Consider the following 20,671-nt stretch of genomic DNA (forward strand, 5'->3'; position numbering starts at 1 on the left):
CGGGAAACCAAGGCGCCGGCAGCCCCGACGCGGGAAACCAAGGCGCCGGCAGCCCCGACGCGGGAAACCAAGGCGCCGGCAGCCCTGGCACGGACCGCCGGAATGCCGCCGGCCCGGCCGCAGTCGCCACTGCCAAGCCCCCGCGCGGCTCCGCGTGGTCCCTCCTGGGCTCCGAGCTCAAAGTGCTCTTTGGCCGGCGGCGGACGTGGGCCCTGCTTCTGGCACTGGCAGCCATTCCGGTGCTCATTGCCGTGGCCGTCAGGCTTTCCTCCACCGTTCCCGCGGGGCGGGGACCGGCCTTCCTTGACCGGATCTCGCAGAACGGCCTTTTTGTGGCCTTCACGGCCATGCTGGTTTCCGTTCCGCTGTTCCTGCCGCTCACGGTGGGGGTGGTGGCCGGCGACACGATCGCGGGTGAAGCAAGCCACGGGACGCTGCGCTACCTCCTGGTGGCGCCAGCGGGCCGGATCCGGCTGCTCCTGGTCAAATACGCGGGGGCGCTGGCTTTCTGCGTTGTGGCCCCGCTGGCCGTGGCCCTGGCCGGCGGCGCCATCGGGGCTGCGCTGTTCCCGGTGGGGCCCGTCACGCTGTTGTCCGGTGACGTGATCCAGCCGCCGGAGGCTGCCCTGCGGATCCTCCTGATCGCCGCCTACCTGGCCGTATCGCTGGCGGGGCTGTCAGCGATCGGGTTGTTCCTGTCCACCTTGACCGTGGTCCCCGTGGGCGCCATGGCCGCCACCGTGGTGGTTTCGGTGGTGTCCCAGATCCTGGGCCAGCTGCCCCAGCTCGAGTGGCTGCATCCGTGGCTGTTCAGCCACTACTGGCTGGGGTTCGGTGACATCCTGCGGCAGCCGGTGCTGTGGGATTCCTTCGCCTCGAACGCGGTGCTGCAGGCAGGGTACGTGGCGGTGTTCGGAGCCCTGGCCTACGGCCGGTTCGCCACCAAGGACATCCTGAGCTGAGCCGTCCGGGCGTACAGCTAGGCGTGCTGGTTAGCCTCGTGTTCGGAGTGGCTGGCCGGTTCGAGCTGGAAGGTGCAGTGTTCGGTGTCGAAGTGGGAGCCCAGGCAGGTGGTGAGCTGGTCCAGGATCTGGTCGGCGCCGTGCGCATTAAGCACACCGTCCTCCACCACCACATGGGCTGAAAAGACCGGAACACCGGACGTAATGGTCCAGATGTGGATGTCGTGGACATCCGTGACGCCGTGCACGGACAGGATGTGCTCGCGGATCATCTGGACCTCCACGCCCTTGGGGGTGGCTTCCAGCAGCACATCCACCACGTCCCGCAGCAGGCTCCAGGCCCTGGGCAGGATCATCAGGGCGATGACCACCGAGGCGATGGTGTCCGCGGCCTGGAACCCGGTGACCATGATGACCACTGCCGCGACGATCACGGCGAAGGAGCCCAGGAGGTCACCCAGGACCTCGAGGTAGGCGCCGCGCACGTTGAGGCTGTGCTCCTGCGCGCCGCGGAGGATCAGCAGCGAGACCAGGTTTGCCGCAGCGCCCAGGATGGCGGCGAACAGCATGATGTCCGTCTGCACTTCCGGGGCGGTGCCGATCCGGCGGATGGCCTCGGTGAAGATGATGACGGAAATGACGATCAGGATCAGGGCGTTGGCCAGTGCTGCCAGCACTTCTGCGCGCTGGTAGCCGTAGGTCCGCTGGTCACTGGCCGGGCGGCCTGCGATCCACGCGGCCAGCAACGCAATGGTTACCCCGGCGGCGTCGGAAAGCATGTGCCCGGCGTCCGCCAGCAGCGACAGCGAGCCGGAAAGGAACGCGCCCACCAGTTGGATCAACACCACGGACAGGGTGATCACCAGGACCGCCACCAGGCGTTTCCGGTGCCGGCCCGTTGCGGTCAGGCCATGTGTGTGGCTGTGGTCGTGTCCCATGCTCCTAAGGCTATCCCCAGCCGAGCTCGTGCAGCCTGTCATCGGAGATGCCGAAGTGGTGGGCCACCTCGTGGACCACTGTCACGGCGACTTCGTGGATGACGTCTTCCCGGGAGGAGCAGATCTCCAGGATGGGCCCGCGGTAGATGGTGATCCGGTCCGGCAACGAACCGGCATCCCACCAGGAATCCCGTTCGGTCAGCGGCACACCCTCGTAGAGTCCCAGCAGGACCGTATCCGGGTCTTCCCCGGGACCCGGCACGTAGTCGTCCTCGATGAAAACGGCCACGTTGTCCATGGCCTCTGCCAGCTTGGCCGGGATGCTGTCCAGGGCGTCCTGGACAGCGGCCTCGAATTCGTCGGCGGCCATGCTGAAGCCATAGGGCTCGTGCGGGCCGTCGGGAATGATGGGAAGGCCGGGCGGGAGGCTGGCGTGCATCCTTCGACCTTAGCGCTGAACGGCGGCAGCCGTAACGTGCTTGTTCCGGGTCCGGCGCCGGGTCAATGCCACCCCCACCAGGCAGATCAGCCCGCCCACCAGGCCCCACACCGTGGGAATTTCGGCGAGCAGGAACCACGAGATCAGCACGGTGGTCCCGGGTACCAGGTACGTGGTGGCCGCCAGCTTGCCGGCGTCGATGAGCGAGAGGGCATAAGCCCAGGTGGTGAACGCGATGGCAGTGGGGAACACCCCGAGGTAGGCAAGGCCCCAGGTGGCCTCCGGCGGAGCGGCCTGCAGTTCGTCGACCAGCTGGCCGGTGAACGGCAGGCAGCAGAGCGCCCCCACCAGGATGCCGAACCAGGTGGCCTGGGCCGCCGGAAACTTCCGCAGGACCGGCTTCTGGATGATGACGCTGACGGCGGCGAGCACGGCGGCAAGGAGGCAAAGCGCCACACCCGCCATGTCCGCCGTCGGCCGGTTCCCGCCGCCGGACCCTTGGCCGGACCCGAGCGCAATCACTGCCACGCCGGCGAACGCGACAGTGCTGCCGATCAGCAGCCAACGCGGAAAGCCCTCCTTGAGGAAGATACCGGCCATCACGGCCACCAAAATGGGGTTGACGTTGATGAGGAGGGCACTGGTTCCGGCATCCAGGACATGTTCCGCCGCGTTCAGCGCCACGTTGTAGCCGCCGAACCACATCACGCCGTACGCCAGGATGGGCAGCCATTCCCTGCCGTGGGGGAGGAGCCTGCTCTTCATGAGTTGCGGGACCACCAGCAGGCCCAGGACGACCGCGGCAACCGCCAGCCGGCCCAGCGTCAGCGGCCCGGGTGAAAAGTGCGGGCCGATGGCCCGGATCCCCACAAACGCCGACGCCCACAGCACCACCGTCACCACCATGGCGGCGATGCCCAGCGCTTTGAGTGGGGCCTGGGCGGTGGGCGGTGCGGGTGTGCTGGCGGGACCTGTGGTTGGCATACAGCAAATCTAGCCGTGCCGACGGGGCAGGGGCTCGCGGAAAACGGTCACGTCACGGCGGCTACCCGTCGGGGGCAGCCCAGGCCAGCAGTTCCGCCAACGGCCAGGTGGTGATGATGCGTTCTGCCGGGACGCCGTTGCTGGCGGCCCGTTCGGCCCCGTACTGGAGGAAATCGAGCTGGCCGGGGGCGTGGGCATCGCTGTCGATCGAAAACAGGCAACCGGCGTCCATCGCGAGCTGGATCAGGGCGTCCGGCGGGTCCTGCCGTTCCGGCCGGGAGTTGATTTCCACGGCGACACCGTATTCGGCGCAGGCAGCAAAGACTTCCTTGGCGTCGAAGTCCGACGGCGGCCGGGTTCCGCGGGAGCCTTCCACCAGCCGGCCGGTGCAGTGGCCCAGCACATTGGTGTGCGGGTCCCGGATGCCGCCCAGCATGCGCCGGGTCATGGTTTTACCGTCGGCCCGGAGCTTCGAGTGGACGCTGGCCACCACGATGTCCAGGCGGTCCAGCAGTTCCGGCGCCTGGTCCAGGCTGCCGTCCTCGAGGATGTCCACCTCGATGCCGGCGAGGAGCCGCGGGGGCACCTTCTTGCCAGCGGACCCGTCCGGGCCGCCGGTGTTGATGGCGGCCACCACCTCCAGCTGCTCGGTAAGGCGTTCGGCGGAGAGCCCGTTGGCGATGGTCAGGTTCGGCGAATGGTCCGTCAATGCCAGGTATTCGCGGCCCAGGATTCCGGCGGCGGCCACCATCAGGTCGATGGGGGATCCGCCGTCGGACCAGTCACTGTGGCTGTGCAGGTCGCCGCGGAGCGCCTGCCGCAGCTCGTGGCCGCCGGATACCAGCGGCTGGGCCCCTTTGTCCCGCAGGTCCGCAAGATACTCCGGCACCCCGCCCGCCAGTGCTTCCTGGATGACCTGGTGGGTCCGGTCGCCGATGCCCTTCATGGATTTGAGCCGGCCTGTCCTGGCCCGTGCCGCAAGTTCGGCCGGCTCCAGCGGCCCGATGGCGGCGGCTGCCTTCCGGAAGGCCTGGACCTTGAACGTGGCGGCCCGGCTCCGTTCCAGCCAGAAGGCAATTTCGGACAGTGCTGCAACGGCATCCATCACTCCATCTTGGCCCAACCAGGCGCCAGGAGGCGGGGTTTGTGCCGATTTTGGTTAAATCGAAACTAGGCCCTATAGTTTTAGAGTCCAGTTCGGAGACAACGCAAACGATAAAGACTAAAAGCCTCGGCTCGAAGCCTTTTCTTTTGTTCCGAACGGGTTCTGGCCCCCATCGTCTAGCGGCCTAGGACACCGCCCTTTCACGGCGGCGGCACGGGTTCGAATCCCGTTGGGGGTACGCAAGGAACTGGTCAAGCAGGCAGAAATTGTCTGGTAAGCTTGAAGCCTTGAAAAAAACGGTAGCGATGCCGTAAAAGCAAGAAACGCAAGGCCCTGTAGCGCAGTTGGTTAGCGCGCCGCCCTGTCACGGCGGAGGTCGCGGGTTCAAGTCCCGTCAGGGTCGCTCTGATTGTTGGAAGTAATTCCGGCTCTCAAGGTGACTAGTCACCTAGGCTCTGTAGCTCAGTTGGTAGAGCGTTCGACTGAAAATCGAAAGGTCACCGGATCGACGCCGGTCGGAGCCACCACTGGGAAGCATCAGTTCTTCGGAACTGATGCTTTTCTTCTTTAACAAGCCGTTCCCCGCGCCGCCGGATGGCCGAAGAACGTATCAATCCCGCATCGTTGTGCCAACGGATCCTGCCTTCCCGGCCGCGCTGCGCCCACGGTCAGTAAACTTGCAGGCTGCACGTTGAACCTCGAAGAGCAGTCTGAGCATTGCACAGCGCATAAGGAGCAACCTGAATGTCCGCCACACCAGGCGCAAGGACCACCAGCCAACCACAAAAGGGCAATCCGCCGGGAGCGGAGAAAGCGGCTTCCCAGCCGCCCGGAGGTGGTGGCCAGAAAATTGCCACCTGGGTCTTTTGGCCCGCCGCGGCCGTCATTTTCCTTTTTGTCCTGTTCGCGACGCTCTTCCCCGGCACAGCCACCGAGGCCTTCGGGGCCATCCAGACCAACGTCATTAAATGGTTCGGCTGGTACTACGTTGCAGCCATCGCCGTTTTTGTGGCGTTTGCCCTGTGGATCGGGCTGAGTCGCTACGGCGACATCAAACTCGGCAAGGACGACGATGAGCCCGAATTTTCGGTCGTGTCCTGGTTCTCCCTGCTCTTCGCCGCAGGCATGGGCATCGGGCTTGTTTTCTTCGGCGTGGCCGAACCCCTGAACCACTTCGCCGCGCCGAGGCCCGGTGTTGAAGGAACCCCGGTGGCGCTGGCGCAGCAGGCGCTGACCCAGACCTACCTGCACTGGGGGCTGCACGCCTGGGCCATCTACGTGGTGGTGGGTGTCTCCATCGCCTACGCGGTGCACCGCAAAAACCGGCCCATCTCCATCCGCTGGACCCTTGAACCGCTGCTGGGGCACAAGCGCGTTGCCGGCGGCTGGGGCAACCTGATCGACGTGATCGCCCTGGTGGGCACCCTCTTCGGCGTCGCCACCTCCCTGGGCCTGGGCGTCCTGCAGATTTCGGCGGGCCTGGAACACGCCAACATAGCGCAGGCCACCACGATGACCCAGATCGGCCTGATCCTCTGCATCATCACCTTGACGATCCTTTCGGTGGTCTCCGGCGTGGGCAAGGGCATGAAATGGCTCTCCAACACGAACCTGCTGCTCGCCGGGGCGCTGATGATCGTGGTGCTGTTCACCGGGCCCACGCTGTTCCTGCTCCGCGAGTTCGTCCAGTCGATCGGCAACTACCTGCAGAACGTGGTGGGGCTGACCTTTAACACGCTGGCATTTTCCGGCGCCGAAGGCGAAGCCTGGCAGGCCGCCTGGACCACGTTTTACTGGGGCTGGTGGATTTCGTGGGCACCGTTTGTGGGCATCTTCATCGCCCGCATCTCCAAGGGCCGCACCGTACGCCAGTTCGTCGCCGGCGTGCTGCTGGTCCCCACCATGATGGGCTTCCTGTGGTTCTCCGTCCTGGGCGGCGCCGCCATCCACCGCGAACTCTTCGGTGCCGGCGGGCTGGTCAGCGCTGACGGCACAGTGGACACCGAGGGGGCGCTGTTCTCCCTGCTGGGCAGCCTTCCGGGCGGGATGGTCCTCACCATCGGGGCGATTGTCCTGATCGCCATCTTCTTTGTCACCTCGGCAGACTCCGGCGCGCTGGTCATGGGCATGATTTCCACCGGCGGGAACGTGGAGCCGAAGAACTGGATCCGCATCTTCTGGGCGCTGGCCGCAGCGGCAGCAGCCATCGCGCTCCTGCTGGCCGACGGGCTGCAGGCGATCCAAACGGCCGCCATCCTCACCGCGGTGCCCTTCAGCGTGGTGATTCTGTTGATGTGCGTGGCCACGGCCAAGGCATTCCACCAGGAACACGCGGCGCTGATGCGGGCCCAACGGAAGCTGGCCCGCGAACAGATGACCGCCCACGTGACGGAAAAGGTGCAGGACTCCGTGAACGATTCCGTCCAGGAGCACTACCAGGAACACCTGGCGGACCAGGTATCGGACCAGGTGGCGGAGGCCGTCCAGGCGCAATTCACCGAACACCTGGCCCACGGTGACGAGGCCGGTGCGGAACATGTCACGCACGACGCCGACAAGGCCGGTTCTGGCGCGAAGGGAACCCGCTAGCCCGGCCGCCTGCATCGGGGGCGCTTCAAGTCCCCGACGCAGGCCCGTTCCAGCACATCGGCGCGGGCTAGGGATAGGGTAATGAACAACAGAAGGGGGAGTTCTTCGATGGAGTACCAGAACCCGCAGCCCGGCCAGGGCGGCCTGGGCCCTGCCCCGTTGGTTCCTGCCGCAGGGGCAGGGTCGGGCAGGACTGTCATTTCCGAAACCGCCGTGGCGAAAGTGGCCGGTATTGCCGCCCGCGCCGTCCCCGGCGTCTATTCGCTGGGGTCCGGCCCGTCCAGGGCCCTCGGCGCGATCCGTGATGCCGTGGGCAGCACGGACCATGCCACCGGCGTCCATGCCGAGGTGGGCGAAACCCAGGTGGCGGTGGACATCAACCTCGTCGCCTCCTACGGCACACCCCTGCATTCGCTTGCCAACCAGGTGCGTGCCGCTGTTTACGGGGCCATCGAGGAACTCGTGGGCCTGCAGGTCATCGAGGTGAACGTGGAAATCACGGACGTCTTTGTTCCGCCGCCCGTCAAACCAACGGCATCCGGCACCACCGAACGGGAGGCGCTGCTGTGAACCTCACTCTCGCAGGAACGGCACTTGGCGCGTTCGTGGCGTTTATGTCCCTGCAGTTCGGCCTGTGGGGCTTCCTGATCTCGCTCCTGTTTATGGCCATTGGCGCCGTGCTGGGCCGGGCAGCGGAGGGCAAACTTGATCTGCGCGGTGTGCTGGACGCCATCACCGGCCGGCGCTCATCCTCATGAACCCGGGCGCGCCGGCCGTTTCCGGGCAGGTGCTCAGCGGCCACAACCGGATTAGCACCCAGGCCCTGACCAGCCTGGCGAAAGCCGCAGCGGCGCAGGCCCTGGGATGCGATGCCCAGGACGTGCGGGCCGACTGGGCGGACGACGGCGGCCTGCTGGCGCTATCGCTCGTGGCGCCCATCAGCATCCCGCCGCTGCGCGCGGCCGCGGCTGATCCGGCCAGGCTTCAGGCCTTCGGCGGCTCCATCTGGGAACGAACCGTCACGGCGAAAGCCCGGATCCTTGCCACGGTCACCGAACTCAGCGGTGCCCAGCTGAGCCGGGTTGACATCAGGATCAGCGGAGCCAGGATCAGCGAAGGAGGACGGGTCAAGTGACCACCGTCGACACCGGTCCTGAGGGGACCCGCAAAGCCAAACGGCACGGTGCCGCGGAACCGGACCCCGTCCTGCGCAGGATTGTGCACCGCGAAACCCACTCAAACCGGGCGGGCATTGCCATCTTTGCTGCCGTGCTGGTGGCCGGCCTGGCCGCGTACGGCCTGCTTGAAGCAGCCGTGCACGCCATCGGACAGCCCGCCTGGCTGATCGAGCCCCAGGTGGCAGCCGAACGGCTGGTCGACCTGCCGGCGGGGATCACTCCGCTGCTCCTGGGCGCCATCGGCGCGGTGATCGCCATGGCCGGCCTGATCTTCTTCCTTAACGGTGTCCTGCCCGGGCGCCGGGCCCGGCATCCGCTGGCCCTGCCAGGCCGCCATGCGGGCCACCATGCCGTGGTGGTGGATGACGAGGTCATCGCCTCATCGTTGGCCCGGCGCGCCCGGCTGGCCGCCAATGTCACCCCGGGACAGGTGATGGTGGTGGTCTCGCACCGGCAGGTCCTGGTCAACGTCCGCCCCACCTCCGGCGTGCCGGTGGAACAGGACGCCATCCTGGCGGCCGTGGCGGACGAGCTTGAGCAGATGGACCTGCAACCGGCCCCTGAGGTCCGCATCAACCTGACCCCGTCCGGAGTGATCGGCGCATGAACAGCACCCCCGGAACATTAAACCGGATCCTCATCACCCTCCTGGGCCTCGCGATGCTGGCTTTGGGCCTGCTGCTGGTGCTCCTGGCCGCAGTGCCTGCCGTGGCGTCCTGGTGGCATCCCTGGGCGGACGGAACCTGGAGCTCCGTCAACACCGCCTTCAACGCCACGCGTTTCCCGGGCCGCGCGGAAAGCTGGCTGTGGCTCCTGGTGGCCCTGGCATTGCTGGTCCTGATCGGCCTGATGGTGGCGTGGATCGCGCAGCAGGGCAAAGGCAGGTCCAACCTCCTCGCCTCCGAATACGATCCAGGCGAGGTCGCGGGAGATATCCGCATCGGCGGGGGAGTGGCGGAGCAGGCCCTTAGGCAGGCCCTCGCAGGGCGGCCGGACCTGGCAGGAGCCACGGTGGCGACCTACAACGTCAAGGGCATGCCCGCCCTGAAGGTCAAGCTCCTGCCGCGCCAGGGTGTTGCCCCGCACCTGCTGGCTGCCGAAATCTCTGACCTCCTCGGCGCGCTGGACGCCGTGGTGGGCCGCGAAACACCCGTGCTGATCCACATCGGCGCAGGCGCCCGGACCCGGTTTGGACGGGCGGAACGGGTCCGCTGAGGGGGCCGGTCCGGCGTTTGATCACCAATTGGACACAGCTGGTGTAAACGCTTGCATTTCTTGCTGGGAGTCCACTACTGTGATGGTCACCACGTCAATCGCACCAGGCGTAAGGTCCGTAACTCAGCGAGGAGTCACCAGTAATGAAGAACCGCAAATACCTGCTGCCGATTGCAGCCACCGGAATTGTGGCCCTGGCACTCACAGGATGCAGTAGCTCGGACAGTGGATCCGGAGACGCTTCCGTCGATTGTGCAAAGTATGAAAGCTACGGCAAGCATGACGGAAAGACCGTTTCCGTCTATTCCACGATCGTTGACCTTGAAGCCACCAACCTTGAAAAGACCTGGGCCGCTTTCGAGCAGTGCACGGGTGCAACCATCAAGTATGAGGGCAGCAAGGAATTCGAGACCCAGATCGGTGTCCGCGCGAAAGCCGGAAACGCCCCCAACATTGCCATCTTCCCGCAGCCCGGCCTGATGGCGGACCAGGCCCGCGCCGGCAACCTCAAGAAAGCACCGCAGGCCGTCTCGGACGCCGTGGACAAGAACTGGTCAGCGGACTGGAAGAAATACGGCACCGTGGACGGTGTCTTCTACACCGCTCCCATGCTCGCCAACGTCAAGGGCTACGTCTGGTACGCACCGAAAACGTTCGAGGATAAAGGCTGGACCGTCCCCAAAACGTGGGACGAAATGATGGACCTCTCCAAGGAGATCGCCGATGAAGGCGCCATGAAGCCTTGGTGTGCCGGTTTCGAGTCAGGTGAAGCCACGGGCTGGCCCGGCACGGACTGGATCGAGGACGTTGTCCTCCGCGCACAGGGACCGGAGGTTTACGACCAGTGGGTCAGCCACGGAATTCCCTTCAACGACCCCAAAATCGTTGACGCCTTTGATAAGGCAGGCGACATCCTGCTCGATGACAAGATGGTCAACGGCGGCTTCGGCGACGTCCGTTCCATCCTGACCACCGGATTCGCCCAGGCCGGCCAGCCGGTACTTGACGGCCAGTGCGCAATGCACCACCAGGCCAACTTCCAGGCCTCCAACTGGCCCGAAGGCACCTCCGTTGCACCCGACGGCGACGTCTGGGCGTTTATGACGCCACCGATCGACGAGTCCAAGGGCCAGGCCATCACCGGCGGCGGCGAAATGGTCGGCGCTTACAGCGACGCCCCCGAAGTCCAGGCTTTCCAGGCCTACCTGGCGAGCTCTGAATTCGCCAACGACCGCGTGAAGCTCGGCGGCGTCATCAGCGCGAACAAGGGCCTGGACCCGGCCAACGCGCAGACCGAGCTGGATAAGCTCTCCATCCAGCTCCTGCAGGACGAGAACACCGTCTTCCGCTTCGACGGTTCGGACCTCATGCCGGGCGCAGTAGGATCCAACTCCTTCTGGAAGGGCATCGTTTCGTGGATCAACGGCACCCCCGCCAAGCAGGTTGCCGACAGCATCGAAGGCAGCTGGCCCAAGAGCTGACCTCCCAGCTGTACGCTGCGCCCCAGCCACCGGTAGGTGCTGGGGCGCAGTGCTCCCCACTCTTCATTCTGATCCACGCACACCCCGGAGGTTGAGCCTTGGAATTCATCGGAGGAAAGCTCCTTCAGGTCGTGATCGCGCTGGCCATTTTTGCCGCGATCATTGGACTACTCATGTTGTTGGTGGACAGGGCCCCCAAGTCCGCCAAAGATAAGGTCACGGTGATCGGGTTCCTCGCACCGGCCGCGATCCTGCTGCTGGTTGGCCTGGTTTACCCGGCAGCCCAGACATCATTCCTGGCGTTCACGGATTCCGGGGGAAAGCTGAACGGCGTCGATAACTTCGTCTGGATGTTTACCCAACCGGAGGCCCTCGCCACGCTTCGCAATACCGTCATCTGGACCATCCTGGTCCCGTTGCTTTCCACCGTTTTTGGCCTTGCCTACGCCGTCTTCATTGACAAGGCCCGCGGCGAAAAGGTCCTGAAGGCCCTGGTCTTTATGCCTATGGCCATTTCGTTTGTCGGTGCCGGCATCATCTGGAAGCTGGTGTACGACTACCGCGGCCCTGGCATTGAACAGACCGGTGTGCTGAACGCACTCCGCGTTGCGTTGGGCCTGGACCCCAAGCAGTTCCTGCTGGACGCGCCGGGAAACACGATCTTCCTCATCATCGTTATGGTCTGGATCCAAACCGGGTTCGCCATGGTGATCCTTTCGGCCGCCATCAAGGGCGTCCCCGCTGAAATCGTCGAAGCCGCCCGCCTGGACGGTGCCAACCCGTGGCAGCAGTTCCGGAACGTCACCATCCCCGGCATCCGTGGCTCCCTTGTTGTGGTCCTAACCACCATTACCATCGCCACGCTCAAGGTCTTCGATATTGTGCGGACCATGACAGCCGGCAACTACGACACCTCGGTTGTTGCCAATGAAATGTATACGCAGGCGTTCCGCGCCGGTGAACCTGGCAGGGGTGCGGCCCTCGCGCTGATCCTCTTTATCCTGGTTCTGCCTATCGTGATCTACAACGCCCGCGTCCTCCGCCAGCAGAAGGAAATCCGATGACCGTCATGCCAGCGCCGGATGAGGCGGCGAAAAACACCCGCACCGCGACCAAAGCCAAGAGTGGTGGCCGGCCCTTGGATCCGGAAGATACCGGCCCCATCATGCGGCGGGTCAAGAACAGGCTGACGTCCCGCTGGGCCACCGCCGCGGCGGTGATCATCGCCGTTATCTGGACCATTCCCACCTTCGGTTTGCTGGTGTCATCGGTCCGGCCCGCGGCGAAGCAGGTGGGTCCACGCTCAGACGGCTGGTGGAACTTCTTCTCCGACTGGGACTTCACCTTCAAGAACTACGTGGACGTCACTGCTGCAGCTGGTTCGCAGTCCGCCAACCTCTCGCAGTACTTCGTCAACTCGCTGGCAATCGTTGTGCCCGTCACCGTGTTTGTCCTGGTGCTGGCCTCCATGGCGGCCTACATCTTCGCGTGGGGCAACTTCCGGGGCCGGGAAGCAGGATTCATCTTCGTCTTCGCGCTCCAGATCATCCCGCTCCAGATGGCGTTGATCCCGCTGCTCCAGTTGTTCACCCAGGTGCTGCAGATTCCGCCGGGCTCCTACACCCAGCTGTGGATCGCGCACACCATCTTTGGGCTGCCGCTCGGTATCTTCCTGCTGCATAACTTCATCTCGGAAATTCCGGGCGAAGTCATCGAGGCAGCCAAGGTCGATGGCGCCGGACACACCACCATTTTCTGGCGGATCATCCTGCCGCTGTCCGTCCCCGCTTTGGCGTCACTGGCCATCTTCCAGTTCCTCTGGGTCTGGAACGACCTGCTGGTTGCGTTGGTGTTCTCCGGCGGCACAGCGGACGTTGCACCGATCACCCAGCGGTTGGCTGAGATCTCGGGTACCCGCGGAAACCGGGACTACCTGAACCCGGCCGCCGCATTCGTGTCCATCATTGTGCCGCTGGCCGTGTTCTTCGGCCTCCAGCGCTACTTCGTCCGCGGTCTGATGGCCGGCGGGCTCAAGGGCTGACAAGAAGGTAGTGCTGCCATCCGGCGGGTGCGCACGTAACAGTGCGCCTCCGCCGGGCGGCCCTGCTATAACGTGGCGGGTGGCGGGGGCCTGGTAATCGTTAGGGACCGAAGAGGATATACAGTGGCAGGCAGTTCTGAGAGGTCGCAGCGAGGCGGCCATACGGGCATCAGCATCGAGGATGTGGCCGCCGCAGCCGGGGTATCAACCGCAACGGTGTCCAGGGCCGTCCGTGGACTTCCCAAAGTCTCTCCGGTTACCAGGCAAAAGATCCTTGAGGTCGCAGCCAGCCTGGGCTACGTGGCGTCGTCATCGGCTTCCGGCCTGGCCACCGGCCGCACCAGGACCATTGGCATCCTGGCGCCGTTTGTGAGCCGCTGGTTTTTCTCCAAAGCCATCGAAGGCGCCGACCGCGAGCTTTACGCCCGGAACTACAACCTGTCCCTTTACAACCTGGGTGGGCACGGCGGGAACAGGGTAAGGCTCTTCGACAAGACGATGGTCTACAAACAGATCGATGCGCTCTTGGTTCTCTGCATGGCGCTGAGCCACGAGGAACTGGAACATCTGCATAAAATCGAGATCCCCCTGATTGTGGTGGGCGGACACGTCGAGGAATGTTCCTACATCGGAATCGATGACTACGCCGCGGCATCCGTTGCCGTGCAGCACCTGGTGGACCTTGGCCACAGGGACATCGCCCTGGTCCACGGTGACAACCAGACGGACCTGAACTTCGATGTCCCGCGGGTCAGGATCCTTGCCTACCACGATGTGATGCGCAAGGCCGGCCTGGACCCACAGCCCGGGTGGGAACAGTGGGGCGACTTCACCCTGCTGAGCGGCCAGGACGCGTTCCGAAGAATCTGGAACCTGCCCGGCCGGAAGCCCACCGCCATCTTTTGTGCATCGGATGAGATGGCCATGGGGGTGATATTCGAGGCCGCCCGCGCCGGCGTGAACGTACCCGGCGAGCTGTCGGTGATAGGGATAGATGACCACGACTTCTCTGAAGCCATGGGCCTGACGACGGTTGCCCAACGGCCTGACGAGCAGGCGGAGCTGGCCACCAAAATGCTTCTCGATGAACTTGACGGCCACGTGGGTGCCGTGAAATCCGCCGTCGCACGCCATGAACTGATCCTCAGGGCAACCACAGCTCCCCCGCGGGCCTAAGGTCGAGGCGGCCAGCCGTACCGGCGGCCGGGGAGAAGCTCAGGAAGCCCGGGCCAACTGGCGGATGGGGATCCAGCGGGATGCCAACCGCCGGTAGGCGGCTGCGGCGCCGGTCATGTCGCCTTCCGCCAGGCATTCGATGCCAAGCCGGATATCCATGGGCGAATCGTCCGGGTACACCTTGTCCGCTACGGCGCCGTAGTCCAGTTCCACCATGGACCCCACGTGGAACAGCTCCAGCCATTCGGTCAGCTGCGCCAGGTCATCCAGCATGTCCAGGTCCGGGGCCGCCAGCGTCAGGTTGGCCACCGCGTACCGGGCGCGCTCCAGCGCCTCCGTAATGGGCGCCCAGACCCGCACCGTCAGGATCCGCCCGGCAGATTCCACCACATCCTTGTGGTCAGACTCCGAAAACAGCGAAAACCAGCTGAACGGGATGCCCCACGTGGAAGCCCGGGTATGGACCCGGATGGACCCGTCCCTGGCCTTCACCTGGTCGATGCGCTCCTGGTGCCGGTCGCGCTGCTGCTCGGGAATCAGCAGTTCGGCGAGCGGCCCATGGATGCCTTCCATCAATGCGTTGGCCGCAAGGCCCGCCCGCAGGACCAGCTGGCTGGGGCAGTAGAGGAGTGCCGGGCCGGCGGCGTCTTCCGGAGCGGCGGCCGCACCCGACGGTTCACCGGTCCGGGGCGCGGCGGGCGCCGTCGTCACCCGGACGGTGTCAGTCCTGCCCGTGGGGAAAGGATCCCCGCCGGTCCGCGTGATGCGGCCCAGGGAGGCCAGCAGTTCGGCGTTTTCGACGGCGGCTCGCGAGGCGGTGCGCGCCCCGGCCGACTGGATGGCCGGGCGTTGTTCCGGCGGGAACGCGGACAGGGGCTCGTAGACCCGCAGGGTGGAGGAAAAGGGCAGCCCGGCTTGGCCCCGGTAGAGATTTCCGGTCACAGTGGCCTCCTGCGGCGGCTCCGGGGCTGGCTCATCAGTCCGCCAGGTCCACCAGGACGGGCGCGTGGTCCGAAGCGCCCTTGCCCTTGCGCTCCTCGCGGTCGATCGCCGCTCCGGTGACGCGGGAGGCCAAGGCGGGGGAGGCGAGGACAAAGTCGATGCGCATGCCTTCCTTCTTGGGGAAGCGGAGCTGGGTGTAATCCCAGTACGTGTACACGCCAGGGCCCGGGGTATAGGGCCGCACCACGTCCGTGAAGCCGGCGGTTTCAAAGGCGTGGAAGGCTTCCCGCTCCGGGGGGCTGACATGCGTGAAGTTGTTGTTGACGAACAGGTCGATGTCCCAGACATCGTCGTCGAACGGGGCGATGTTCCAGTCGCCCATCAGCGCCACCTGGGCCTGCGGATCCTGGTCAACGAGGTCCTGGGCGTGGGTTTTGAGGCTTTCGAGCCACTTGAGTTTGTACGGCATATGCTCGTCGTCCAGGGACCGGCCGTTGGGGACGTAGAGGCTCCAGATCCTGACGCCGCCGCAGGTGGCGGCGATGGCGCGGGCCTCCTGGACGGGGTCCTTGCCGGCTTTGCCGAACGCGGGCTGGTCCAGGAAGGTCCGCTCCACGTCGGCCAGGCCCACCCGGGAAGCAATGGCCACGCCGTTCCACTGGCTGAGCCCGAAGTGGGCCACCTCGTAGCCCATCCGCTCAAACAGCTCCCAGGGAAAGTTTTCGTCCTTGCACTTGGTCTCCTGGATGGCCAGGACATCGCAGTCGCTGCGCTGGAGCCAGGCTTCAACACGGTCGGCACGGGCACGGAGCGAATTTACATTCCAGGTAGCGATCTTCACACCCCTAACTTACCTTGGCGGTGCGGAGGCCGGTATTGACCCGCCGTCCCGTCCGCGCCGGCCTGCCGCGGCGGATGGTTGCGCGGCGCCGGCGGCGGGTATATTCGCAACCAGACATGACCTGGATCACCTGCTGCGCCTCGGCGGCCATGGTTCCCCGGCCCCGGAAGGCACCGGAGCCGGGCCAGTCCGGCGGTGCAGCGCCGCCACGTTGGAAGGAAACAGATGACGGACAGCCCCAGCAGGACGGACCAAGGCGCAGTTCCGGCGGGTGCCGCGGCAGCCGCGGCGCAGCCCGAAGCGGCCGCAGAGGTGCTCTTCGAACGCCGGGGCTCCCTCGCGGTGGCAACGCTCAACCGGCCGCGGGCCGTCAACGCCCTCACGGCCGGCATGGTGGCGGAGCTCCTGGAAACCCTCGCCGGATGGGCAACGGACGACGCCGTAGCCACGGTCCTGATCCAGGGCGCCGGTGGGCGCGGGCTCTGCGCCGGCGGGGACATCGTTGCGATCTACGAGGACATGCTGCACGGCGGCAACCGGACAGCGGACTTCTGGCAAACGGAGTACCGGCTCAACGCCCTGATCGCAGCGTATCCCAAACCCTACGTGGCGCTGATGGACGGGCTGGTCCTGGGCGGCGGCGTGGGGATCTCCGCCCACGGGTCCGTCCGCGTGGTCACCGAGCGGACGCGCATGGGCATGCCGGAAACCACCATCGGTTTTGTCCCGGACGTGGGCGGTACCCTGCTCCTGGCCCGTGCCCCCGGCGAAACAGGAACCCACGCAGGCCTGACCGGCGCCCACCTGGACGCGGCCGACGCCCTGTTCCTGGGCCTGGCCGACCACTTTGTCCCCTCAACCAGCCTGCCCGGGCTCGTGGCGGCGCTGGAACACGAACCCGCGGCAGCCGCCGTCGGACGCTTCACGACGGAGGCGCCGCCCTCGGTGCTGGCCGGGCAGCGCGGCTGGATCGATACCTGCTATGCCGGAACGGATGCGGTGGAGATTGTCCGCAGCCTGCGCACTTACGCCAAGGACGGGGACGGGGACGCGGCTGCCGCGGCGGATGCCATCGAGTCCAAGTCGCCCACCGCGGTCGCCGTCACCCTGGCCGCCCTGCGGCGGGCCCGCGGCCTGGACCTGGCGGAAACCCTGGCCCAGGAATACCGGGTAGGCCTGCGTTTCCTGACGGCACCTGACTTCCGCGAGGGCATCCGGGCCCAGGTGGTGGACAAGGACCGGAACCCGCAATGGAAGCCGTCCACCCTGGCAGAGGTCCACCCGGACCGGGTGGACCGGTTCTTCGCGCCCCTGCCGGGGGCGGAACTGGACCTGCAGCCGGTCCCGTCAGACCGCAGGAGAGCCTGATCATGCCGGAATACCGCAGCATCGCCTTCCTGGGCCTGGGCCACATGGGCACGCCCATGGCCGCCAACCTGGTTAAGGCCGGCCACCGGGTGGCCGGGTTCGATGTGGTGCCGGCCGCCCGCGACGCGGCCCGCGCGGCCGGGATCCCCGTCAGCGGCAGCCCCCGCGAAGCCGTAGCCGGTGCGGACGTGGTGCTGACCATGTTCCCCAGCGGAGAGCACGTGCTGGCCGCCTACCAGGGTATTGACGGGGAGCCGGGGCTGCTGGCCGCCGCAGCGCCGGGCACGGTCTTCCTGGACTGCTCCACCATCAACGTCGCGGAGGCCCGGGAAGCTGCAGCGCTGACCGGCGCGGCGGGCCACACCTTTGTGGACGCGCCGGTGTCCGGGGGCGTGGTGGGTGCCGGAGCCGGAACCCTGACCTTCATGGTGGGGGCCCCGGCTGCCGGCTTCGCGGACATCCTGCCGCTGCTGGAGGTCATGGGCAAGCGTGTGGTCCACTGCGGGGACCACGGCGCCGGGCAGGCCGCCAAGATCTGCAACAACCTCATCCTGGGGGTGTCCATGATCGCCGTCAGTGAAGCGTTTGTGCTGGGGGAGGAGCTGGGCCTGAGCCACCAGGCCTTGTTTGATGTGGCATCCGCAGCCTCCGGGCAGTGCTGGGCCCTGACCACCAACTGTCCCGTCCCGGGGCCTGTCCCCGGCAGCCCAGCCAACCGGGACTACCTGCCCGGGTTCGCCGGATCCCTCATGGCCAAGGACCTCAACCTGGCCGTCAACGCGCTCCGCAGCACCGGGGTGGCCGGCCGGCTGGGACCACTGGCGGCGGAAATCTACGATACGTTTGCCGCAGAAGGCGGTGCCTCCCGGGACTTCTCCGCGATCATCACGGACATCCGTGCCCGCTCGGAGCAGGAGCGTGGCGCCGCACCGGCACACCACGACGGGAGCCCTGAATGAGCGAATACAACAACATCCTGGTGGAACAGCGGGGCCGGGTTGGCTTGGTCACCCTCAACCGGCCGGAGGCGTTGAACGCCCTGGACAAGGCCACCATGGATGAACTGGTGGCGGCGGTGTCAGCCATGGATGCGGACCCCGGTACCGGTGCCGTGGTGATCACCGGCTCCGGCAAGGCCTTCGCCGCCGGCGCCGATATCAAGGAAATGGCGTCCCAGGGCTACATGGACATGTACGCGGCTGACTGGTTCCGGGGCTGGGAGGACTTCACCCGGTTGCGGATCCCCACTATCGCCGCGGTGTCAGGCTTCGCCCTGGGCGGCGGCTGTGAGCTTGCCATGATGTGCGACCTGATCATTGCCGGCGACAACGCGAAGTTCGGCCAGCCGGAAATCAACCTGGGCGTGCTGCCCGGCATGGGCGGGTCCCAGCGGCTCACCCGGGCCGTGGGGAAGGCCAAAGCCATGGACCTGATCCTGACTGGAAGGTTCATCGACGCCGCGGAGGCTGACCGCTGCGGCCTGGTGTCCCGCGTGGTCCCGGCCGGCGACGTGCTGGCTGAAGCCCTCAAGACGGCCGACCTGATAGCGGCCAAGTCCAAACCCGTCGCCATGGCCGCCAAGGAGGCCGTGAATGCCGCCTTCGAAACAGGCCTCGCCCAGGGTGTCCTGTTCGAGCGCCGGCTCTTCCACTCCCTGTTCGCCACGGAGGACCAGAAGGAGGGCATGGCGGCATTCACGGAGAAGCGGCAGCCGGAGTTCAGGCACCGGTAAGGGCTAACGCCTCCCGGTACGCGCGGAGGTCGCGGTCCATTTCGTCGGCCATCAGGGAGTTGTTGATCACGACGGCGGTCCACGCAGCCGCTGCGGCCGACGCCATCACCTGCGCCTTGATGTTCGTGACGTTCCCGGCCGCCCAGACGCCGGGGACGGCGGTGGCCCCCTCGGCATCGGCCGGGAGGTAATCGCCGATCCCCATCGGATGCGGCTCCGCCGCCAGGCCCAGCCCCGTAAACCCGTCAAGGCGGGCGTGAACCCTGGCACCCACCACCAGGGCGTCCACCGCAACTTCCGGCCCGCCGGCCAGGGCAACCCCCTTGAGCGCATCGTCCGCCACCCGGAGCGACTCCACCGGACCGGCCACGAGCTTGATGCCCCGGGCGGCCAGCTGCTCCAGCTCCGTGTCCGTAGGGGTGACGGTGTTGTTGAGGAACAGTGTGACGTTGCTGCTCCACTGCCGGAACAGCAGGCTTTGGTGCACGGACCAGGGCCCGGCGCCCAGCACTCCGATGGCCCGGTCCCGGACTTCCCAGCCGTGGCAGAACGGGCAGTGCAGCACATCCTTGCCCCAGCGTTCGCGGAGCCCTTGGAGCTCCGGCAGTTCGTCCACCAGCCCTGTGGCAATCAGGAGCCGACGGCCGCGGAGCCGCTCGCCGCCGTCGAGCTCCACGTCGAAGCCCTGCTCCAGCCCACCGGCTGCGGACACCACCGCGCCGCGGACAATCCGGGCGCCATAGTTTTCGGCTTCCGCCCGTCCGGCGGCCAGCAGCTCCGCGGGGCTGACGCCGTCGCGGGCCAGGAAGCCGTGCACTCCCGCAGCCGGAGCGTTGCGCGGCTCCCCGCTGTCCACCACCGCCACGGACCGCCGGGTGCGGCCCAGCATCTGCGCGGCGCTCAGGCCGGCGGCGCCCCCGCCCACAATCACAACGTCATACATTGGGTTCTCTTGATTCGTCATGTTCCAAGGCTCCCGTCGCCCGGGCCGTTATGGCAAGCTTCGTTGCTGGTATGGCAAAATAGGCCCATGGGAGAGAACACGGAAGAGAGCCTCGATGATGTCCTGGCCGCGGTGGGCCCCCGGCTCAAGGCCCTGCGGCTCAGCCGCGACGTCACGCTGGCCGCGCTCGCCGACATTACGGGGATCTCCGTCAGCACCCTTTCCCGGCTGGAATCCGGCCAGCGCCGGCCCAACCTTGAGCTGTTGCTGCCGCTGGCCAAGGCGCACCAGGTTCCACTGGACGAACTGGTGGGCGCCCCGGCGACGGGCGACCCGCGCGTGCACCTGCGGCCCATCGAGGCGTACGGCATGACCATCATTCCGCTGACCCGGAAGCCCGGCGGCATCCAGGCCTACAAACACATTCTTCCCGCAGGCCCGATGCTGGCGCCCACCCCGCAGGTCCACGAGGGCTACGAGTGGCTGTACGTCCTCAACGGCAGGCTCCGGATGGTGCTGGGTGCACGCGACCTGGTGCTGGGGCCGGGCGAAGCCGTGGAGTTCGACACCCGGGTGCCGCACTGGTTCGGCCGGGCGGACGGCCGCGCGGTGGAATTCCTGAGCCTCTTCGGTACCCAGGGGGAACGCATCCACATCCGGGCCAAGCCTGCCAGCAAACAGCCAGCCACGTGAGGTAGAAAGGAGCAGGCGCGCATCGCGCCCCAGCCGCAGACCCA

Annotated in this window: 22 protein-coding genes and 3 tRNA genes; 18 read left to right on the top strand and 7 right to left on the bottom strand. The window is 66.4% G+C overall.

All coding sequences use genetic code 11. The annotated features are described in order from the left end of the window. Nucleotides 1–164: 164 nt before the first annotated feature. Nucleotides 165–962 (top strand): ABC transporter permease, encoded by a 798-nt coding sequence (locus QRN07_RS01150; protein ID WP_285240241.1) that lies wholly within the window; start codon nt 165–167, stop codon nt 960–962. Between the two features lie 17 nt (nt 963–979). Here the strand turns inward: QRN07_RS01150 and QRN07_RS01155 are convergent, their stop codons facing one another. From QRN07_RS01155 to QRN07_RS01170, 4 genes are all read right to left on the bottom strand, one after another. Next, a complete protein-coding gene (locus QRN07_RS01155) occupies nt 980–1,900 on the bottom strand; it encodes a cation diffusion facilitator family transporter (protein WP_050684945.1) in 921 nt (306 codons plus the stop codon). 10 nt (nt 1,901–1,910) lie between these two features. Continuing rightward, a complete protein-coding gene (locus tag QRN07_RS01160; RefSeq protein WP_056599984.1) occupies nt 1,911–2,339 on the bottom strand; it encodes a metallopeptidase family protein in 429 nt (142 codons plus the stop codon). A 9-nt stretch (nt 2,340–2,348) separates the two neighbouring features. Next, nucleotides 2,349–3,323 carry a DMT family transporter gene (locus QRN07_RS01165; RefSeq protein WP_056599987.1) on the bottom strand — a complete coding sequence of 325 codons (975 nt, stop codon included), beginning with the start codon at nt 3,321–3,323 and terminating at the stop codon, nt 2,349–2,351. Between the two features lie 61 nt (nt 3,324–3,384). Then, nucleotides 3,385–4,428 (bottom strand): PHP domain-containing protein, encoded by a 1,044-nt coding sequence (locus QRN07_RS01170; RefSeq protein ID WP_285240177.1) that lies wholly within the window; start codon nt 4,426–4,428, stop codon nt 3,385–3,387. 165 nt (nt 4,429–4,593) lie between these two features. On the opposite strand from QRN07_RS01170, the gene QRN07_RS01175 reads away from it, so the two are divergent. From QRN07_RS01175 to QRN07_RS01235, 13 genes are all read left to right on the top strand, one after another. After that, nucleotides 4,594–4,666: transfer RNA gene (locus QRN07_RS01175), tRNA-Glu, on the top strand. A gap of 91 nt (nt 4,667–4,757) precedes the next feature. Then, nucleotides 4,758–4,831: transfer RNA gene (locus QRN07_RS01180), tRNA-Asp, on the top strand. Nucleotides 4,832–4,879: 48 nt separating this feature from the next. Further along, nucleotides 4,880–4,955 (top strand) — tRNA-Phe (locus tag QRN07_RS01185). 217 nt (nt 4,956–5,172) lie between these two features. Then, nucleotides 5,173–7,017 (top strand): BCCT family transporter, encoded by a 1,845-nt coding sequence (locus QRN07_RS01190; RefSeq protein WP_082178233.1) that lies wholly within the window; start codon nt 5,173–5,175, stop codon nt 7,015–7,017. 108 nt (nt 7,018–7,125) lie between these two features. Further along, nucleotides 7,126–7,587: an Asp23/Gls24 family envelope stress response protein gene (locus QRN07_RS01195; RefSeq protein WP_050684941.1), complete on the top strand. Its 462-nt coding sequence runs from the start codon at nt 7,126–7,128 to the stop codon at nt 7,585–7,587. Then, on the top strand, nt 7,584–7,775 hold the full coding sequence (locus tag QRN07_RS01200) for a hypothetical protein (protein ID WP_050684940.1): 192 nt from the start codon (nt 7,584–7,586) through the stop codon (nt 7,773–7,775). Before QRN07_RS01195 ends, QRN07_RS01200 begins: the two co-directional genes overlap by 4 nt. After that, the gene (locus QRN07_RS01205; RefSeq protein ID WP_050684939.1) at nt 7,772–8,152 is read left to right on the top strand and encodes a hypothetical protein; all 381 of its coding nucleotides are present in this window, start codon (nt 7,772–7,774) and stop codon (nt 8,150–8,152) included. The genes QRN07_RS01200 and QRN07_RS01205 overlap by 4 nt, the downstream gene beginning before the upstream one ends. Continuing rightward, nucleotides 8,149–8,802, top strand: coding sequence for an Asp23/Gls24 family envelope stress response protein (locus QRN07_RS01210; protein WP_050684938.1), 654 nt, complete (start codon nt 8,149–8,151; stop codon nt 8,800–8,802). The genes QRN07_RS01205 and QRN07_RS01210 overlap by 4 nt, the downstream gene beginning before the upstream one ends. Beyond that, entirely contained in the window at nt 8,799–9,410 is a 612-nt protein-coding gene (locus QRN07_RS01215; protein WP_056599993.1) for a hypothetical protein, read from the top strand. Before QRN07_RS01210 ends, QRN07_RS01215 begins: the two co-directional genes overlap by 4 nt. Before the next feature lie 143 nt (nt 9,411–9,553). Further along, nucleotides 9,554–10,891: an ABC transporter substrate-binding protein gene (locus QRN07_RS01220; protein ID WP_285240178.1), complete on the top strand. Its 1,338-nt coding sequence runs from the start codon at nt 9,554–9,556 to the stop codon at nt 10,889–10,891. 98 nt (nt 10,892–10,989) lie between these two features. Further along, nucleotides 10,990–11,955, top strand: a complete 966-nt coding sequence (locus tag QRN07_RS01225; RefSeq protein ID WP_050684935.1) for a carbohydrate ABC transporter permease — start codon at nt 10,990–10,992, stop codon at nt 11,953–11,955. Then, complete coding sequence (locus QRN07_RS01230; RefSeq protein ID WP_050684934.1) at nt 11,952–12,932, top strand: carbohydrate ABC transporter permease; 981 nt, start codon at nt 11,952–11,954, stop codon at nt 12,930–12,932. The genes QRN07_RS01225 and QRN07_RS01230 overlap by 4 nt, the downstream gene beginning before the upstream one ends. A 123-nt stretch (nt 12,933–13,055) precedes the next feature. After that, nucleotides 13,056–14,108: a LacI family DNA-binding transcriptional regulator gene (locus QRN07_RS01235; RefSeq protein WP_050684933.1), complete on the top strand. Its 1,053-nt coding sequence runs from the start codon at nt 13,056–13,058 to the stop codon at nt 14,106–14,108. Between the two features lie 39 nt (nt 14,109–14,147). Here QRN07_RS01235 and QRN07_RS01240 read toward each other — a convergent pair whose 3' ends face one another. Further along, nucleotides 14,148–15,050 (bottom strand): DUF8083 family protein, encoded by a 903-nt coding sequence (locus QRN07_RS01240; protein ID WP_050684932.1) that lies wholly within the window; start codon nt 15,048–15,050, stop codon nt 14,148–14,150. Between the two features lie 34 nt (nt 15,051–15,084). Next, on the bottom strand, nt 15,085–15,891 hold the full coding sequence (locus tag QRN07_RS01245) for an exodeoxyribonuclease III (protein ID WP_050684931.1): 807 nt from the start codon (nt 15,889–15,891) through the stop codon (nt 15,085–15,087). Between the two features lie 225 nt (nt 15,892–16,116). On the opposite strand from QRN07_RS01245, the gene QRN07_RS01250 reads away from it, so the two are divergent. Genes QRN07_RS01250 through QRN07_RS01260 form a run of 3 tightly spaced genes read left to right on the top strand, consistent with a single transcriptional unit; the run spans nt 16,117 to nt 18,991 of the window. Beyond that, complete coding sequence (locus QRN07_RS01250) at nt 16,117–17,259, top strand: enoyl-CoA hydratase/isomerase family protein (RefSeq protein ID WP_285240179.1); 1,143 nt, start codon at nt 16,117–16,119, stop codon at nt 17,257–17,259. A gap of 2 nt (nt 17,260–17,261) precedes the next feature. Then, nucleotides 17,262–18,218 carry a 3-hydroxyisobutyrate dehydrogenase gene (mmsB, locus tag QRN07_RS01255; RefSeq protein ID WP_285240180.1) on the top strand — a complete coding sequence of 319 codons (957 nt, stop codon included), beginning with the start codon at nt 17,262–17,264 and terminating at the stop codon, nt 18,216–18,218. Continuing rightward, complete coding sequence (locus QRN07_RS01260; RefSeq protein WP_056600002.1) at nt 18,215–18,991, top strand: enoyl-CoA hydratase; 777 nt, start codon at nt 18,215–18,217, stop codon at nt 18,989–18,991. The genes mmsB and QRN07_RS01260 overlap by 4 nt, the downstream gene beginning before the upstream one ends. Here the strand turns inward: QRN07_RS01260 and QRN07_RS01265 are convergent. After that, nucleotides 18,978–19,955, bottom strand: coding sequence for an NAD(P)/FAD-dependent oxidoreductase (locus QRN07_RS01265; RefSeq protein ID WP_285240181.1), 978 nt, complete (start codon nt 19,953–19,955; stop codon nt 18,978–18,980). The two genes, QRN07_RS01260 and QRN07_RS01265, sit on opposite strands and share 14 nt — an antisense overlap. 66 nt (nt 19,956–20,021) lie before the next feature. On the opposite strand from QRN07_RS01265, the gene QRN07_RS01270 reads away from it, so the two are divergent. Continuing rightward, entirely contained in the window at nt 20,022–20,627 is a 606-nt protein-coding gene (locus QRN07_RS01270; RefSeq protein ID WP_050684927.1) for a helix-turn-helix domain-containing protein, read from the top strand. The last annotated feature ends 44 nt before the right edge of the window (nt 20,628–20,671 follow it).

Source organism: Pseudarthrobacter sp. MEB009 (genome assembly GCF_030208875.1).
In the GTDB taxonomy this organism is placed as follows: Bacteria; Actinomycetota; Actinomycetes; order Actinomycetales; family Micrococcaceae; genus Arthrobacter.

Coding starts and splice junctions, on each gene's coding strand:
- QRN07_RS01155 (WP_050684945.1), bottom strand. CDS start 1,900: ATGGGACACGACCACAGCCACACACATGGCCTGACCGCAACGGGCCGG.
- QRN07_RS01160 (WP_056599984.1), bottom strand. CDS start 2,339: ATGCACGCCAGCCTCCCGCCCGGCCTTCCCATCATTCCCGACGGCCCG.
- QRN07_RS01165 (WP_056599987.1), bottom strand. CDS start 3,323: ATGCCAACCACAGGTCCCGCCAGCACACCCGCACCGCCCACCGCCCAG.
- QRN07_RS01170 (WP_285240177.1), bottom strand. CDS start 4,428: ATGGATGCCGTTGCAGCACTGTCCGAAATTGCCTTCTGGCTGGAACGG.
- QRN07_RS01190 (WP_082178233.1), top strand. CDS start 5,173: ATGTCCGCCACACCAGGCGCAAGGACCACCAGCCAACCACAAAAGGGC.
- QRN07_RS01195 (WP_050684941.1), top strand. CDS start 7,126: ATGGAGTACCAGAACCCGCAGCCCGGCCAGGGCGGCCTGGGCCCTGCC.
- QRN07_RS01205 (WP_050684939.1), top strand. CDS start 7,772: ATGAACCCGGGCGCGCCGGCCGTTTCCGGGCAGGTGCTCAGCGGCCAC.
- QRN07_RS01215 (WP_056599993.1), top strand. CDS start 8,799: ATGAACAGCACCCCCGGAACATTAAACCGGATCCTCATCACCCTCCTG.
- QRN07_RS01220 (WP_285240178.1), top strand. CDS start 9,554: ATGAAGAACCGCAAATACCTGCTGCCGATTGCAGCCACCGGAATTGTG.
- QRN07_RS01230 (WP_050684934.1), top strand. CDS start 11,952: ATGACCGTCATGCCAGCGCCGGATGAGGCGGCGAAAAACACCCGCACC.
- QRN07_RS01250 (WP_285240179.1), top strand. CDS start 16,117: ATGACGGACAGCCCCAGCAGGACGGACCAAGGCGCAGTTCCGGCGGGT.
- mmsB (WP_285240180.1), top strand. CDS start 17,262: ATGCCGGAATACCGCAGCATCGCCTTCCTGGGCCTGGGCCACATGGGC.
- QRN07_RS01260 (WP_056600002.1), top strand. CDS start 18,215: ATGAGCGAATACAACAACATCCTGGTGGAACAGCGGGGCCGGGTTGGC.
- QRN07_RS01265 (WP_285240181.1), bottom strand. CDS start 19,955: ATGACGAATCAAGAGAACCCAATGTATGACGTTGTGATTGTGGGCGGG.
- QRN07_RS01270 (WP_050684927.1), top strand. CDS start 20,022: ATGGGAGAGAACACGGAAGAGAGCCTCGATGATGTCCTGGCCGCGGTG.